Source organism: Pseudomonas sp. KCJK9058 (genome assembly GCF_046230975.1).
Taxonomy (GTDB): Bacteria; Pseudomonadota; Gammaproteobacteria; order Pseudomonadales; family Pseudomonadaceae; genus Aquipseudomonas; species Aquipseudomonas alloputida.
In genome coordinates this window covers 1-16,002 of the sequence record NZ_JBJJLR010000054.1, presented here as the reverse complement: position 1 = coordinate 16,002, position 16,002 = coordinate 1, and the positions used below count along the sequence as shown (strand labels likewise).

12 protein-coding genes are annotated in these 16,002 nt (G+C 64.3%); 9 read left to right on the top strand and 3 right to left on the bottom strand.

What is annotated here, in order from left to right:
• The 7 genes from ACK59Z_RS22260 to ACK59Z_RS22230 all read left to right on the top strand — a co-directional run bounded on the left by ACK59Z_RS22260 (position 1) and on the right by ACK59Z_RS22230 (position 4,901).
• Positions 1-852 carry a MaoC/PaaZ C-terminal domain-containing protein gene (locus ACK59Z_RS22260; protein WP_108192072.1) on the top strand — a complete coding sequence of 284 codons (852 nt, stop codon included), beginning with the start codon at positions 1-3 and terminating at the stop codon, positions 850-852.
• 78 nt (positions 853-930) lie between these two features.
• Positions 931-1,236 carry a MazG-like family protein gene (locus ACK59Z_RS22255; protein ID WP_003255298.1) on the top strand — a complete coding sequence of 102 codons (306 nt, stop codon included), beginning with the start codon at positions 931-933 and terminating at the stop codon, positions 1,234-1,236.
• Positions 1,233-1,982 (top strand): methyltransferase domain-containing protein, encoded by a 750-nt coding sequence (locus tag ACK59Z_RS22250; RefSeq protein ID WP_012051096.1) that lies wholly within the window; start codon positions 1,233-1,235, stop codon positions 1,980-1,982. The genes ACK59Z_RS22255 and ACK59Z_RS22250 overlap by 4 nt, the downstream gene beginning before the upstream one ends.
• Before the next feature lie 22 nt (positions 1,983-2,004).
• Entirely contained in the window at positions 2,005-2,640 is a 636-nt protein-coding gene (locus ACK59Z_RS22245) for a DUF4136 domain-containing protein (RefSeq protein WP_003255302.1), read from the top strand.
• Between the two features lie 19 nt (positions 2,641-2,659).
• Positions 2,660-3,229 (top strand): DUF4136 domain-containing protein, encoded by a 570-nt coding sequence (locus tag ACK59Z_RS22240; protein ID WP_409293676.1) that lies wholly within the window; start codon positions 2,660-2,662, stop codon positions 3,227-3,229.
• A 305-nt stretch (positions 3,230-3,534) separates the two neighbouring features.
• Positions 3,535-4,005, top strand: coding sequence for a prepilin peptidase (locus tag ACK59Z_RS22235; RefSeq protein ID WP_003255306.1), 471 nt, complete (start codon positions 3,535-3,537; stop codon positions 4,003-4,005).
• 119 nt (positions 4,006-4,124) lie between these two features.
• Positions 4,125-4,901, top strand: coding sequence for a response regulator (locus ACK59Z_RS22230; RefSeq protein ID WP_409293675.1), 777 nt, complete (start codon positions 4,125-4,127; stop codon positions 4,899-4,901).
• Between the two features lie 74 nt (positions 4,902-4,975).
• Here ACK59Z_RS22230 and ACK59Z_RS22225 read toward each other — a convergent pair whose 3' ends face one another.
• Entirely contained in the window at positions 4,976-6,640 is a 1,665-nt protein-coding gene (locus ACK59Z_RS22225; RefSeq protein ID WP_409293674.1) for a ShlB/FhaC/HecB family hemolysin secretion/activation protein, read from the bottom strand.
• Positions 6,641-6,732: 92 nt separating this feature from the next.
• The gene (gene pbpC, locus ACK59Z_RS22220) at positions 6,733-9,087 is read right to left on the bottom strand and encodes a peptidoglycan glycosyltransferase PbpC (protein ID WP_409293673.1); all 2,355 of its coding nucleotides are present in this window, start codon (positions 9,085-9,087) and stop codon (positions 6,733-6,735) included.
• A gap of 77 nt (positions 9,088-9,164) precedes the next feature.
• On the opposite strand from pbpC, the gene ACK59Z_RS22215 reads away from it, so the two are divergent.
• Positions 9,165-9,458: a hypothetical protein gene (locus ACK59Z_RS22215; RefSeq protein ID WP_004577004.1), complete on the top strand. Its 294-nt coding sequence runs from the start codon at positions 9,165-9,167 to the stop codon at positions 9,456-9,458.
• Between the two features lie 151 nt (positions 9,459-9,609).
• Here ACK59Z_RS22215 and ACK59Z_RS22210 read toward each other — a convergent pair whose 3' ends face one another.
• Complete coding sequence (locus ACK59Z_RS22210; RefSeq protein WP_108079010.1) at positions 9,610-14,511, bottom strand: alpha-2-macroglobulin; 4,902 nt, start codon at positions 14,509-14,511, stop codon at positions 9,610-9,612.
• A 279-nt stretch (positions 14,512-14,790) separates the two neighbouring features.
• Here ACK59Z_RS22210 and ACK59Z_RS22205 point away from each other — a divergent pair.
• On the top strand, positions 14,791-16,002 hold a 1,212-nt coding region (locus ACK59Z_RS22205; protein WP_409293672.1), incomplete at its 3' end, for an MATE family efflux transporter.

Sequence of the window (16,002 nt, the reverse complement as noted above, 5' to 3'; positions counted from 1 at the left end):
ATGAGCCGACAATGGCACGACCTGCACAACCCGGCCGCCCGCGCCAGCCTGTACCTGCGCGCAGCCAGCAAACGCTCCATCAGCGGCGACCGGCTGCCGGACGATGGCCTGCGCTGTTTCATGCGGGTCCAACCGGGCAATCTGGGTGCCTATCGAAGGCTTTGCCACTTTCCCGATGATGGCCGCCTGCCGGGGACCTATCCTCATGTGATGGCGTTTGCCCTGCAATTGCAGCTGATGACAGCCGATGATTTCCCCTTCCCGCTGCTGGGTCTGGTACACCTGCACAACCGCATCGAAGTGCTGCGCCCCCTGGGTGCTGTCGAAGGGCTGCGTTTTGCAGTGTACGCGCACAACCTGCAGCGCCATGCCAAAGGTGGCACCTTCGACCTGGTCACCGAGGCTGAAGATGGCATCGGCCTGCTCTGGCGCGAGACCAGCCGCATGTTGGTGCGTGGCTTGGCCCTGGAAGGCGAGGCAAGTGAGCCCGCCGACACGGCGCCTGATTCATTGCCCGAGGCCACCCGCTGGTATGCCGACAGTGATATCGGCCGGCGATATGCCAAGGTGTGCGGGGATTACAACCCTATCCACCTCAGTGCTGTCAGTGCGCGGTTATTTGGCTTTCCAACGGCCATTGCCCATGGCATGTGGACCAAGGCCATGGCCTTGGCCGCGCTGCGCGGGCACTTGCCGCACAGTGGCTTTGCCTTTGAGGTGGACTTCCGCAAGCCGGTCAGGTTGCCTTCAGAGGTGGTGCTCAGTGCCAGTGAAGCGGGCCCTTCGGGCCAACTGCGCCTGGACGGGCACGGGGACGTGCTGCATATGGTCGGCCGTTGGGAGTGCCTGTAGGGCCGGGCCTGTCCTGGCGGTATACGCTTGCTTTGCATCGGGCCTGGGCAGAAGCTATGCAGCAATAGGAGACCCCCGATGAACCTGCAAGAACTCACCCAACGCCTGCATCAGATCCGCGATACCAATGACTGGCGCGGCTTCCACAGCCCGAAGAACCTAGCCATGGCCGCCAGCGTCGAAATGGCCGAACTGGTAGAAATCTTCCAGTGGCTGAGCGAGGACGAATCGCGCCAGCTGCCTGCCGACAAACTGGCCCACGCCGGCCAGGAAATCGGTGACGTGGTGCTCTACCTGTTGCTGCTGTGCAGCGAACTGGGTTTGGACATGGATCAAGTGGTGCGTGCCAAGCTGGCCGACAGCGAGAGGCGCTTCGCCCGATGAACGACCGTCATTTCGATGAGCTGGCCACTCGCTTTGCCGAAAAGATCTATGGCGGCGCCAAGGGTGCGATCCGCCTGGCCGTGCTGCAGGCCGACCTGGCCGAAGCGCTACCCGACCGCCCGCTACGCATCCTCGACATCGGCGCCGGGTTGGGCCACATGGCCTTGTGGCTGGCCGAGCGCGGCCACCAGCTGACCCTGGCCGAACCCGCGGCGCCCATGCTCGACGGCGCCAGGGCGCGCTTTGCCGAAGCCGGCCAGACCGCGACCTTCATCCAGGCGCCCTGGCAAGACCTGCTCGGTCAGCTGACCGAGCGCTACGACCTGGTGCTCTGCCACGCCGTGCTCGAATGGCTGGCCGAACCCGAGAGCATCCTGCCGGTGCTGCACCAGCTCACGGCCCCCGGCGGTTGGTTATCGCTGGCCTTCTACAACCGCGACGCACTGGTCTATCGCAACCTGCTCAAGGGCCATTTCCGCAAGTTGCGCAGCAACCGGCTGGAAGGTGAAAAGCAGAGCCTGACCCCACAGAAACCGCTTGATCCACGCGAACTCAAGGCGCAACTTGAGCCTATGTGGCAGGTTGAAAGCGAAAGCGGCGTGCGGGTGTTTCACGACTATATGCCCAAGGAATTCCAGGGCAAGGCCGAGTTGCTCGACCTGTTGGAAATGGAACTGGCCCACCGTCGCCACCCCACCTTCGCCGGGCTTGGCCGCTACCTGCACTGGGTTTGCCGCCCCCGCTAATCCGCCGCGCCAGGAGGAACACATGCCGTACCGTCTGTTGTGCCTGGCCCTGCTGCCCATTGCCCTGGCTGGCTGCCAGGGCAGCAACCCTTATGTGGCCAGCAGCCGCCCGTTACCACCAGCCCCTGCCCAGGCGGCCACCACCTTCGACGCCAGTGCATACCCTGCGCCCGCTCGTGATTATGGGCACTACCGCAGCTGGAGCTGGCGCAACGGCCAGTTGCCCAGCGGCGCTGTCGATGCCGACCCGGCGCAACTGGCCGATGCCGTCAGCGGTGCGCTCGACCAGCATGGCCTGCGCCCCGCTCGCACAGGCCCTGGCGACTTGCTGGTGAGCGCCGATATGCGCCTGGAAAAACGCTTGCGCCAAGTGCGTGACTACGACACCTACGACCCCTACTACGGGCCGTATCCCTATGGGGGGGTCGGCTATGGCGGCTACCGCCACGGTTATGGAGGCTATGCCAGCGTGCCCATCGTGCGTACCTACGAGGTAGAAGTCCTGGTGGTGCGCATCGACTTGTACGACGCCCGCAGCGGCCAGCCGGTCTGGAGCGCCAGCGCCGAAAGCAGCAGCAACAAGGACTCGCCCCGCGAACGCGAAAGTGCCTTGCGCGATTCTGTGCACAAGGCACTCAGCGGCTATCCTCCCAGTTAATAGCTAACGGAGAACCATCATGTTGCGCCGTCTCGTTCTACTGTCATTCGCGTTATTGCTCGCTGCCTGCTCGAGCAATAACGTCCAGCAGGATTTCGATGCCAGCCGCGATTTTGCCACCTACCGCAGCTGGGCATGGCAGGAGCCAGGCCTGCAGTACCGCCCGGATGACCCACGGATCAAGAGCGACCTCACCGAGCAGCGCATTCGCCAGGCGGTGGCAGACCAACTCGACCAGCGCGGCCTGCGTCCGGTACAAGGCGGAGCGCGGCCCGACCTGGCAGTACGTACATACCTGATCGTGGAGCAGCGCCAACAACAGATCACCACCAACTACGGCGGTGGCTGGGGTGGCTACTGGGGCGGCTACTGGGGTGGCCCGATGTACAACGAAACCCGCAGTGTCGACTACAAGGTCGCCACCATCCAGGTCGACATGTTCGATGGGCGTGACGGCAAGCTGGTATGGCGCGGCAGTGCCGAGCAGATCATGAACAACTACCCGCCAACCCCGGAAGAACGTAACAGCGCAATCCGCAACACCGTGGCCAAGGTGCTGGGCAACTACCCACCGGGCAGCAAAAAATAGCGTTGGACCGCGGCCTTTGCATGCACCGTGCCCCTGCGGGAGCAGGTTTACCTGCGAAGAAAGTGGCACGGTGCATGGCACCGGCTTCGCGGGTGTTCGCGGTTGAACCCGCGCCTGCAGCGATCGTGATTCGAAGGACGACTGCATCACCGACCTGGCTTGTGTCAGCTGCGACAAAATCCATTGCACGCACGCCTTTTTTCCGATGCCAACCGCACTCCCCCGCACGTTCCCGTCTATCTTCATTTAAGGAAACCTGACTGACCGGGTAGAAGTGTTCAACATTTGGGAAAGGCGACCTGCCAATGCAAAGCATTGTTCTCCTGCTGTGGCTTGCCTTGTGCTCCGAACAGGATGTGCGTCAACGCCAGATCTCCAACGTGCTGACCCTGGGAGTGGCTGGCTGCGCCCTGGCCTGGCTGTTCAGCACCGGCCACAGCTGGATAGGCGCCGAAGCCAACGAGGCCGGTTGGGCGCTGGCCATCGTCATGCTGCTGACCCTGCCAGGCTACATGCTCGGCCGCTTCGGCGCCGACGACGTCAAGCTGATGGGGGCCCTGGCCCTGGCCACCAGCCCGCAATATGTGCTCGGCACCTTCATTGGCGCGGGTGTCACTGTACTGGTCTGGCTACTGACCCGCCGGCGCCTGTGGACGCTGCTCAACCCCAAGGTAAAGAAGCGTTTGCAGGCCCTGACCGAGGAAATGGGCGACAAGCAGGCGTTCGTCCCCTATGTGTTATCAGGTTTTCTTCTAACGGCCGTATGGATCCAATAAGCCTTCCAGTGGTCCGATAACCTGTACACGCCTTGTACATATTCGTTGAGTGCGACTACTTTTAAGCTGCCAGAGCGTCTGGCACGGGAGCAGGGCTGTATAAGAACAGGGAGTTGATCGTGTCCAGATCAGTGAGTGAAGTAAAGGTGTTGGTGGTTGATGATCAACCGGTCATTGTCGAACAGCTGAGTGAATTCCTCCAAACCAAGGGCTATGCCTGCGTTACAGCCCTCTCAACCGACGAAGCCATCGAGCACTATGTGGCAGACCCGACCATCGGCTTGCTCATCTGTGACCTGCACATGCCAGATCGGGATGGCATCGAGCTGGTGCGCGCCTTGAAGGAAATCAACGGCAGCCAGCGCACGTTCGAAGCCATCATGTTGACAGGGCGTGCCGAGAAACAGGACTTGATCCGGGCGATACGCGAAGGGTTTGCCGATTACTACCAGAAGCCGATGGACCTCGATGAACTGCTGGCAGGCGTCCGTCGGCAGGAAGAGGCCTTGCTGGAGCGCCAGCGCAACCTCCGTGATCTGGGTGGGCTGAACCAGCGCTTGCAGGAACTGGCCGAGTCGGTGGACGAACTGTATCAGGACCTGGAAAAAGCCCGTGGCCAAGGCACCCACCGGCGTGCCAGTGATGCAGAAGAAAGCGAAAGCGAGCTGCCAGCAGCGTTCGAGAAACTGTCACCACGCCAGCTGGAAGTGGCGCGCCTGGTTAGCAAGGGCAAGACCAATTACCAGATCGCCTGCGAACTGGGCATTACCGAAAACACCGTGAAGCTCTATGTGTCTCAGGTATTGCGTTTGACGCATATGCACAATCGCACCCAGCTGGCTCTGGCGCTGACCCCCAGCTCGTCGCCCGTGCACCAGCGGTTCACGACCCATTGAGTGAATGCTCGGCACACCATTCTGGAGCGGCCTTGCGCTGCGAAAGGCTGCTCCTGCAAGCCCATAGTTGCCTGCTACAACTGGATCGCCAGGTTCAACGACAGCCGAGGCCGACGGTCCAGGCTATCCAGCGCCACATCCGCCAACGGCTTGGCCACTTCCAGCGCCACATTGAACATATGCCCACCCCCTAACCGCACACCCAGCGCCACCGAAGCCAGATGGGCGTCCTCCACCGGTCCCCGGTTGTGCCAGGCCTGAGCGGTATCCACCACCGCATAGGGCTGAACCCGCGCAAGCCAGCTACTGCGCACGCTGTAGTTGACCTCGTAAGCCACCCCCCAGCCCTTGTCACCGTCCGCCTGATCGCGCGGGTAACCGCGCCCGAAACTCTGCCCGCCAAACCCCGCACGCTCGCTGTCGGGCAATCGATCATCACTCCAGTACAACGCCCCCGACACCACCCCCTGCCAGTTTTCCAACAGGGTGTCGCTCTGCAAACCGGAAAGCCGCAAGCGCAGGAAGTCGAGATCGTAGTCAGCATCGCTGCGTGCCCCCAGGTAGTCCAGCCCCTGATAGACCCCGGCACTGACGATACGCAAACGCCCCTGCTCCACCTTGCGCCAGTCACCTTCGAATGACAGCGCCCGCACATAGGTGTCGTACTTGCGAGACGATGGCTGCTCGGCCATCCGGTCTTCATCATGCTCACTGACCGAGTACACGTGGCCCTGCACCGCCAGCCACTCATTCGGCCTGACAACCACCGGCTGACGCAGGCCGATCGCATAGCGCTCACTGTCGTGCTCGCGGGTGATATCGCGGCCATCGTCCAAACGTATGCGCGTGCCGGGCTCGCTGCGGTAGCGCGACGCCGACAGCAGCAGTTGGCTACCGGCGGCGTCCAGGTACTGGCTGTAATCGAGACGCTGGTAGTAGACCCGGTCATTGCCAGGGGGCAGCAGCCAGCTGGCCGTGACGCGTTCGCCATGGCGGGTCTGGGCATTGCTGGCTACGGTGATCAGGGCCTGTGCAGCATCACGGCTGGAGTCGGCCACGGTCACAGCGGCGCTGAGCGGCTTGCGCCGTGCATGCACGGTCAGCTGGGCGACACCATCGGCAGCCCGCGCCATTGCCAATTCGGCCTCTACCACGACCCCTGGCATGCGCGTAGCCAGGCCCAGATAGCGCTCCAGCGTTTCGCGGGTCAGTGGGCGCTCGGCCTCAATGCGCGCCAGCAGCTGCTGCAAATACTCGCTGGCCGGCCCAATATCGCCGTCCACGCGGTAATCACGTACGTAACCTTCGACCAGCACCACGTTGACCCTGCCATCGGCCACATCCTGAGGAGGCAGGTAGGCATACGACAGCAAGTAGCCCTCCTGCCGGTAGCGTTGGGTCAGGCGCTGGGTGTATTGCTGCAATTCACCCAACGTGGTTTCGCGCCCGATCAGCGGCTGATAGTGTTCGCGCAGGTCGCCCAAGGGGAACACCGTGCCGCCCTCGAAGCGCACTTTATGCAGTACCAGCCGGGTGTTGGCCGGGGCCCAGTCGGGGTTGTTGATAGCCGCCCCGGCCAGCCGTATGCGGGGGCTCACAGGGGAGTAGTCCGTCATCGGCAGGTTGGCGCTGGGCAGACGCCGCTCGTACTCATGGCTGTCGAGAAACCCCGGCAACGGCTCGGCGTGGGCAGCAAGTGCCCAAAGCAGCAACATCAGGGGCACGACCAGAGGACGCATAGGGCACTCCATGTTCCCATGGGTTGTGGGGCACCAGCCGGTCACACCCGTCACTTGCAAGCGTAGGTGCTGGCCCGGCTGTCGTCGAACACCTACTCACTGACCTGGAACGCCACCCGCGCCGTCTGACCGCTTTCGTCCAGCGCGCTGAGTTCGGCCTGCCCGACCTGTGGCAAACGCAGCAACAGGCTGTCCTGCCCCTGGGTTTCACCCAACGGCTGGCCGTTGAGGAACCACCAGCGCCGTCCACCACCACCCAAGGCAGAGACCTGCAATTGCAACGGCTCAGTGCTGGTGGCCGGGCGGCGCAGATTGTCGCCTGGGCGCACGCCGACAATCGACAGCGGTGGTGCACTGGCCAGCGCCTGCGGCGGGCAGGCCGGGTCGATGGCCGGCAAACGTGCCATGCGCCGCTCGACACGGGGGAGCCAAGGCTCCAGCGGCGCCGGCCACAGGGCGATGTCACGCGCCTTGGCGCCCGGGCAGCTACCATCCACCCGCAAGCCCTGCTCGTTGACCCACACTTTTTCGCGCAAGCCCAGGCCCAGCGGCTGGTCGGCTGCCTGTAAGGTGGGTGGCGTGGTGCCGTCCAGTGTCCATGCAAAGCGCTGACGCCGACAGTTGGTGTCCTGCTTGCTCATCGGCTGGCCCAGCGGCCAACAGATCGCCGCAACGCCGATATTCGCAGGTACCGGCGCTACCGGGACGCTGATGCCGCGTTGGCTGTCGCGATTGCTCAACAGATCGTGCACCTGCAACATCAGCGGCGCCGCCGAGGCCAGGCCGAACTGCCCAGGCACCGGTGTACCGTCGGGGCGGCCAATCCATACGCCGATCAGGTAACGCGGCCCCACGCCAATCGACCAGGCATCGCGAAAGCCGTAGCTGGTGCCGGTTTTCCAGGCCAGTAGCGGGCGCTGCACCAGTTCGGCGTGCGGGTCGCGGTCCGGGCGCGCCTGGCCACTGAGGATACGCCGGATGATCCACGCCGCCCCCGGTGACAGCAACCGGTGCTCCACCAGGGGGGCCTGTGGCTGCAAGCGCACCTGCGCACTGTTGCCACCCCGCGCCAGCGCCGCGTAGCCGCCGACCAGGTCCTCCAGCCGGCTGCCGGCACCGCCCAGGATCAACGACAGGTTGGGCTCGGCAAGGGGTGGCAGTATCAACGGCATGCCCGCCATGCGCAGTTGTGCGGCAAAGCGTTTCGGGCCGTAGGCCTCCAGCAATTGCACGGCGGGCAGGTTGAGCGACAGGGCCAGCGCCGAGCTGGCCGACACCGGCCCGCTGAACCCCATGGAGAAGTTGCCAGGGCGATAGTCGCCATAGCGTCGTGGAACATCCTGCAACAGCGATTCGGAATGGATCAGGCCATCGTCCAGCGCCATGCCGTAAAGAAACGGCTTGAGGGTGGAGCCGGGCGAACGTAACGAGCGCACCATGTCGACATGGCCAAAGCGGCGCTCATCAGACAAATCTATCGAGCCCAGGTACGCGCGCACCGCCATGCTCTGCGCTTCGACCACCAGAATGGCGGCCGAGGTACGCTCCGGCAGCCGTGCGCGCCAGCCCAGCAGCAAGTCTTCGAGGCGCCGCTGAAGCGCAGCGTCAAGCGTGGTACGGATCAGCGGCGGGCTGTCAGCGCTGTTCAGGCGCCGGGCCAACAATGGCGCCAGGGCCGGCTCCTGGCGTGGCGCCAACACCAGCGGCTCCTCGGCCGCCTCGCGAATTTGCTGGGCCGGCCATACCTGGTATTCCGCCAGGCGCTGCAACACCTTGTCCCGGGCACGCTGGGCACGCTCGGGGTGGCGGTCCGGGCGCAGCCGGCTGGGTGCCTGGGGCAGCACGGCCAGCAGTGCCGCTTCGGCAGGTGTCAGGTGCAGGGGCGACTTGCCCAGGTACGCCCAGCTGGCTGCCGCCACGCCCTGAAGCGTGCCGCCGAAAGGTGCGCGGTTCAGGTAGATCTGCAGGATGTCGCGCTTGGACAAGTGCCATTCCAGCTGCAAGGTGCGCCATAGCTGGCGCAGTTTGCCGACCAGGGTACGGTCGTGCGGGTCGAGCAGGCGTGCCACCTGCATCGACAATGTGCTGCCGCCCGACACAACACGCCCGCCGCGCAGGTTCAGCCAAGCCGCGCGGACCAATGCCAGCGGGTTGACCCCTGGGTGGTTGTAGAACCAACGGTCCTCATAAGTCAGCAAAGCCTGCAGGTAAAGCGGCGAAACCTCTTCAGGGCTTACGGGGTAGCGCCACACGCCATCAGCATCGGCAAAGCGCCACAAGGGCGTGCCGTCTTCGGCCAGCACTACCCGGGCCAGGTCATCACCCGGCAGCGGCAGCGGCCAGATACGATCAGCCAGCCAGAACAGGCTGCCGAGCACCAGCAGACTGATCAGCGTGGCACGCAACAACCTGCCCGCACGGCACCGTGGTCGCGCTAAGCTTGGCATCGGGAACCGACCTCGCCAGGTAATGGCCAAAGGCTTTGGGACGACAACCTCGCCGATTTTTTCATCAGGAAGCAACTATGCATGTAGAAGGTTTTTTCGAGTGGCTGGGCCAGGCACTGGGGTCGTTGATCCGCTTCATCGTCGACGCATTGAGCGGGTTGTTCAACCTGCTGGCCAATGCCGGTGGCAACTTCATCGATGGCCTGTCGCGCACCTTGGGCATGGACACTTCGCTGCTGAGCATCCTGGCCCTGATCATCGGCCTGATGCTGCTGTACTCGGCAATCCGCGCATTCATGCGCGCCTCGATCATCCTCGGAATCATCTGGCTGGTGCTGGGGCTGTGGGTGATGAGCTGGGTGATCCACTGATCTGCGCGGTCTTTGTGGGAACGGCCTTGCGTCGCGACAGGGCTGCACAGCAGCCCCAGGCTTTCAGCTTCGCCGCTTGAATTGTCGGGGCCGCTTTGCGGCCCTATCGCGACGCAAGGCCGCTCCCACACTTTCCGCGTAGAGCGGGCCTCTAGCGGGCTTTCACCGTCATCTCCCCTTGCCCATCGCCCACGGCCTGCAGGTTCGGCCGATACATCGACTCGACCTGCGGCGGCGGCACGCGGTAGGTGCCCGGGGTCACTGCTCGCGCCAGGTACAGCAGGTGGGTGGTGCCATAGCCGTCAAGCTTGAGCGCGGCAACATAACGGTCATCACGGTACTCCTGATGCACCACGCTGGCGTTCTGCATCGACTCGCGCCACGCCTTCACTGCACTGCTGGCGTTGTCCAGGCTGGCGGCGCTTTGAGCCAGGTTCTGGTTTTCCAGCTCCAGGCCGGCCGGCAGCAGGTCCACCACCAACGCATCCGGCACGCGGTCCTCAGCTTTGAGCGCCAGGTGCACCAGCACAAGGTCGCCACTGCGCAGGTTGTGCAGGTCCAGCGGCTGGCCATTCATGCCCAGGTACTCTCTGTGAATCTGCAGGCCGTTGCCGCCAGCAGCAGGTGCCTGTCGTGGGTAGCCGGACAAGGTCAGTTGCTGGTACAGCGTCTCGTTGCCTTCATTCTGCACGCTCAGAGGCGAGGCCAGTAACGGGCCTTCCAGCTTCATACCGGCCTCGGCATTGTTCAACTCGCGCACTTCACCCGCGCTGTCCAGACGTGCCTGCCACTGGCCTTCCGGCTTGCCCAGCAGGCCACGGCCAGCGAGGAACAGTGCATTGCGCTCTTGGGTCGACAGCCAACGGTTGGCCGCCAGTTCATCCGACAAGGCGAACAGGCGCTGATCGACCTGGCTGCTGGCCAGGTTGCTTTCCTGCAGCAGCGCCAGGATCAGTGCCTGGTCACGCAGGGCGCTGCCATAATCGGCCAGCCAGCCTTTGCCACGGCTGATGCCCAGGCCCGCCTGCAAGGCTTGCTCGGCACGCGGTTTGTCGCCCATTTTGTCCAGCGCCACTGCCAGTTGTACCAGCGGCAGACCGGAGCGGGCATCGGCGCGACGTTCGAACAGCCCGCGCAGGGCACCCAACGGCGCCTGCTGGCTGCGCGACAGCACCAGCGCCGCGTAGGCCTGCACCGCAAAGCGCGTGTGGTCGGCATTTTCGCTGTAGTCCACTTCGATCAGGTTGCGTTCCTGCAGGTAACGCAGCAGGCGCTCACTGGCCTTCTTCAATGCCTCGGCGGGTACGCCATACCCTTGGTCACGGGCACGCAGCAGGAAGTCAGTCACATAGGCGGTCAGCCAGTACTCTTCCTCGCTGTCCGAACTCCACAGGCCAAAGCTGCCGTTGTAGCGCTGCATCCCCAGCAGGTGCTCGATGCCCATTTCGATCTTGCGTTTGCGCACATCCGCCGGCTCGCCCTTGATGCCAAGGCGCTTGAGGCTGTCGGCATCGGCGTACAGCGAAGGGTACAGGCCGCTGGTGGTCTGTTCGAGGCAGCCGTAAGGGTAGGCTTGCAGCGCGCGAATCTGCTCGGCAAGGTTCAGCGGCGGCCGGCTCGACAAGGCCAGGCTGGCTTCCAGGCCAGCGGGTTCGAAGGCGGCCAGGTCTGCTTCGGGCAGAGTCCACGGCTGGTCCTTCAAGGCCACACGGTAGTGCTTGAGCATTGCCGGATAGGCCGGGCGCACGCCCAGCGTCCACTCACGTTCGAACGCATTGACCGGCTCGTTCGGCAGTTGCAGGCCCGTCACCCGGACATGCACCTTGCCCTGCCCCAGCCCCCCCTGGGCCTGCACCGGAATCATCAGCGTCGAGCGCTGCCCTTCGGCCAGGTTAACGCTCTGCACGGCATTGGCCGCCAGGCTCAGTTGCCCATCCGTGGTGATTTCGACGCTCAGTTGCTGGGCGCGGCCGGACAGGTTGGCCAGGTCCAGTGCCAGGCTGGTACGGTCGCCACCGGCCAGGAAGCGCGGGGCCGAAAGCTCGGCAATCAACGGCGCGGCGACCACGGTCTTGCCTTCGGCCATGCCGAAGTGCTCTTCGGTCCAGGCCTGCGCCATCAGCCGCAGTTCACCGTTGAAGTCGGGGATGTCGACCGTGGCCTGGCCCTCACCCTTGTCGTCCAGCGTCACCGGCAGGCTCTGCTGGGCGACGATGGTTACCGTAGTGTTGGGTCGCTTGCCCCCCTTGGCCATCGCCGCATCGCCACCGAACGCCAGGCTGGCCAGGCGGCCTTGGCCGGCCTCTATCAACTGGCCGTAGATGTCCAGTTGATCGGCACCATAGGCCTTGCGCCCGAACAGGCTGGCGAACGGGTCGGGGGTTTTGAAATCGGTGATGTTGAGGATGCCCACGTCCACCGCCGACAACAACACATGCACCTGCTTGGGCACACTGCCATCGGCGTTGGCGGCCTTTACCTTCACTGTCAAAGGCTGTTTCGGGCGCATTTTTTCCGGCGCCTGCAGGCTCAGCGCAAGCTTGCGCTCGGCGCGGTCCAGCGGCAGGTGCAGCACGCCCACGGCGCGCTTGGGCGTGGCATTGGCCTTGCGCTCACCAGGGCGGATAACCAGCGCGCTGATGTACAGGTCGTGACGGGCCCAGGCCTTGTCCAGTTGCACGTCAAAGGTCTTGCCCTCGGCGGGCACATCGATCTCCTGCCACCACAGCGGGCCATCGCTGGACTCGATCATCAGGTAGCCGCTACCCGCAGCGGGCGGGGTGACGGTGACCTTGGCAGTAGCGCCATCGGTGTAGGAGGGTTTGTCCAGCGCCAGCTTGACCTGGTCCGGCCGCACCGCGCCGCCCTCAGCGTTGTCCTGGGCACGATAGCCGGCCCAGAAGCGCTCACTGGACACCAGACCGGTCTGCGGGTCTTCGACCTCGACGCGGTACGGGCCCCACTCAACCTGGAAGCTGAGTTTGGCGGTGGAACCTGCCTTGACGCTGATCGTCTCTTCGTTCTGGGTCAGGAACTTCTCGTTGTAGGCGTAGCTCCAGCCGTCGCTTTGCGAGTAATTCCAGTAGTAATCGCGGCGTTCGCGAACAAGGCGCACCTTAAGCGCGTCGGCCGCCAGTTTGTTACCGTCGCGGTCGGCCACCAGGAATTCGAATTCCACGGGCCCGTCGCTATCGGTCTCCTCACCTTCGAACAGGCCTCGCAGGCCCGGCAGGCGCTCAGCCGGCCAGATAGGCTGCTCCAGGCGCCGGGTGATCGGCCGGCCACCCGACTCCTGCAGGCTGGCCTGCACGGTCAGTTGCAGCGGAGAGCGGGCTTCGGCCCAACGGCTTTCGATATCGACCACCGCCTTGCCGGCCTGGTCAAGGGTGACTTCGTCCAGTTCCAGGTCCTGGTTCAGATCGGTTTCGGTGACCGAGCCGAACTGGTAGCCAGGCAACGCCGGTACTGCCTCGCGCAGCGGGCGTACATAGGCCTGACCGCTCAGGCGGTTGCCGGCGGCCGGCGCACCATAGAGGTAACGGCCATTGACCTGGATACGCGCATCTTCATCCGGCGAAAGCGGTGTGCTGCTGCCCTTGAGCTCCAGCGCCAGGCGCTCGGGCAGGAAGTCTTCAACGAGGAATTCATAGACCTGCTTGCGCCCGCCACCCAGGTCGAGCAGCAGTTGCCAACGGCCGGTCGGGGCCTCGGTGGCCAGTTGCAACTGGTATTGGTACAAGCCATTGCTGTCGGCTTCCCAGACGAACTTGCGGCTCACCTGTTCATCCGGGCGACGCACTTCCACGCTCACCGGCTGGGCTTTGACCGGCTTGCCGTCCTGGTCGCGCAGCAGGCCGTTGAGCAGCACCGTCTCACCCGGGCGGTACAGGTCACGCGGGCCGAAGATGAAGAACTGCAGCGGGTTGGCCTGAGGCCCGGTGATGTCGAATTCGGCCAGGTCCAGGGCTGCGGTGTTCAGGCGCAGCAGCGTGGTATGCACGCCCTGGGTTGCAATCAGGGTATCGGCCTTTGGCGTGATCGGCAGCTGGGCATGCCCCTTGCCATCGGTGGTGGCCTGGGCCAGCAGCTTGCCCTTTTCGTCATGGATTTCCAGGTTGACGCCGCTCAGCGCCTTGCCGCCTTCCAGGGCTTGCGCAAACACGTCGATACGGTCGCGGTAGCGGTGGGCCGACACGCCGATGTCGCTGAGGGTGAACAGGGTTGCCGGCTGAGAATAATCGTAGGTACCCGAGGCGCGCATCACTGCCAGGTACACCCCTGGCGCCTGCAACGGTTTGATGCCGGCAATCGGCAGCAACACGGTCTCGCGCGTGTTGCGCGCCGGGTTTAGATCGAAGCGGCCGCTGTAGACCAGCTCGGCCATGTCCAGGGTTTCCTTGGACTGGTAGTAGTACAGGCTGCTGTTGCGTCCCCAGTTGGCCAGGAAGGTCGAGAGCATGTCTGGCTTGACGCGGAAGAACTCGACATCCACTTTGTCGACGTTCAGGGCAATCACCGGCAGGCCTTCGGCCAGGCGGGTAGGCAGCAGCGAGCCGCGGCTGGCAAAGCCGATGGTCGGCTGCATGTCGCGGGTTTCCAGGCGGGTGATCGACTCGCTGTCCAGCTGCTTGCCGTTGACTGCCAGCAGCCCCTTGTCCACGGTCAGCACCAGCTTGCGCTGCGGCTCCAGGTGGCGCAGGCGCAGCTCCATCTGGTTGTCGGAGAGTTCCCAGGCGCCATCTAGCTTACCCTTGACGGTGTCGACCAGGTGCACCTTGGTGGCGAAGTCCTGCTTGGCATCCAGCGGTGCTGAGAAGCTGATCGACAGCGTTGCCGCGCCATCGAGCTGCACTTCCGATACGTCCAGCACCGTGAGTTCGCGGCCCTCGTAGCGCTTGGCGAGCACGGCCGGGTCCTCACGCTTGGGGGCGGGGGTTTCGGCGGGCGCGGGCGCCACGGTTTTCTCGACCGGCGCCGGTTTGCCCGGCGTGGAAGAGTCACAGGCACTGAGCAACGCCAGCGCGCAGGCCAGCAACAATCCTTTGTTGAACATGAGATAGGAACTCTTGGGCAGCGTGTACGTGAGGGCAGCAACTATAGCGCAACGTCAGGTGCAGCACCCGGCGTTGCGCGCCAGGTCAGACCATGGTCGCGCTAAATGGTTGCCTGGTCGTTACACTGTGGCGATTCGTTAAAGGGGCCGCATGGCGTCCCTTCGCGGGCTTGCCCGCTCCCACAGGTTTGGCGCCGGCCGCAAGAGCAACACTTTCCTGTGGGAGCGAGCAAGCTCGCGAAGGGGCACACAGCGGCCCCAAAATCTCATGGAATGCACATGCCCCAACTCGCTGCCGACTGGCGCCACCGCCCCACCCACCGCAAGGTCTGGGCGCTGGCCGCGCCGATGATCCTGTCCAACATCTCGGTACCGCTGGTGGCGCTGGTCGACAGCACGGTCATCGGTCATCTCCCGCACGCCCACCAACTGGGCGCCGTGGCCGTGGGCGCCACCTTGTTCACCTTCATGGTCGGCCTGATGGGCTTCCTGCGCATGGGGTCCACCGGCTTCGCTGCTCAGGCCGCCGGCCGTGGCGACGGTGGAGCGTTACGCCAGGTACTGGTGCAAGGGCTGCTGCTGGCGGTCGGCTTCGCCCTGTTGATCGGCCTGCTGGCCCTGCCCTTCAGCCAGCTGGCACTCCATGCGATGCAACCCAGCGCAGCCCTGCAGCAATCCACCGAAGACTTCTTCCATACCCGCCTGCTTGGCCTGCCTGCGGCGCTGGCCAGTTACGCGCTGGTCGGCTGGTTCCTCGGCACCCAGAACGCCAGGGCGCCACTGGCCATCCTGCTGACCACCAACCTGCTGAACATCGCCTTGAACCTGTGGTTCGTGCTGGGCCTGGACTGGGGTGTACTGGGCTCGGCGCGGGCGTCGGTGATTGCCGAATGGACTGCCGCCCTGCTCGGCCTGGCCCTGACCCGCCCGGCCCTGCGGGCTTACCCGGGGCAGATCGTGTGGGCAGCGCTCAAGCGCTGGCAGGCCTGGAGGCCACTGCTGGCGGTGAACCGCGACATCTTCCTGCGTAGCCTGGCACTGCAACTGGTGTTCCTGCTGATTACCGTGCAGGGCGCGCGTCTGGGTGAAGCGACCGTGGCGGCCAACGCCCTGTTGCTCAATGGCCTGCTACTGACGGCCTATGCGCTGGATGGGCTGGCCCATGCGGTGGAGGCCTTGTGCGGCCATGCCATTGGTGCCCGTGACCGCAACACTTTGCGCCGCTCGCTGGTGGTCGCTTGTGGTTGGTCACTGATCACCAGCGTGGGGTTTGCCGGGCTGTTCCTGCTGGGTGGGCACCTGTTCATCGACTTGCAGACCGACATCGACAGTGTGCGGGCGGCGGCTTATCCGTATTTGCCCTACCTGGCGTTGCTGCCGTTGATCGCGGTGTGGAGTTACTTGCTGGATGGCTTGTTCATCGGCGCGACCCGGGCGCGGGAAATGCGTAATGCAATGCTGGTTTCGGTGTTGATTGCGCTGCCGGTGGCA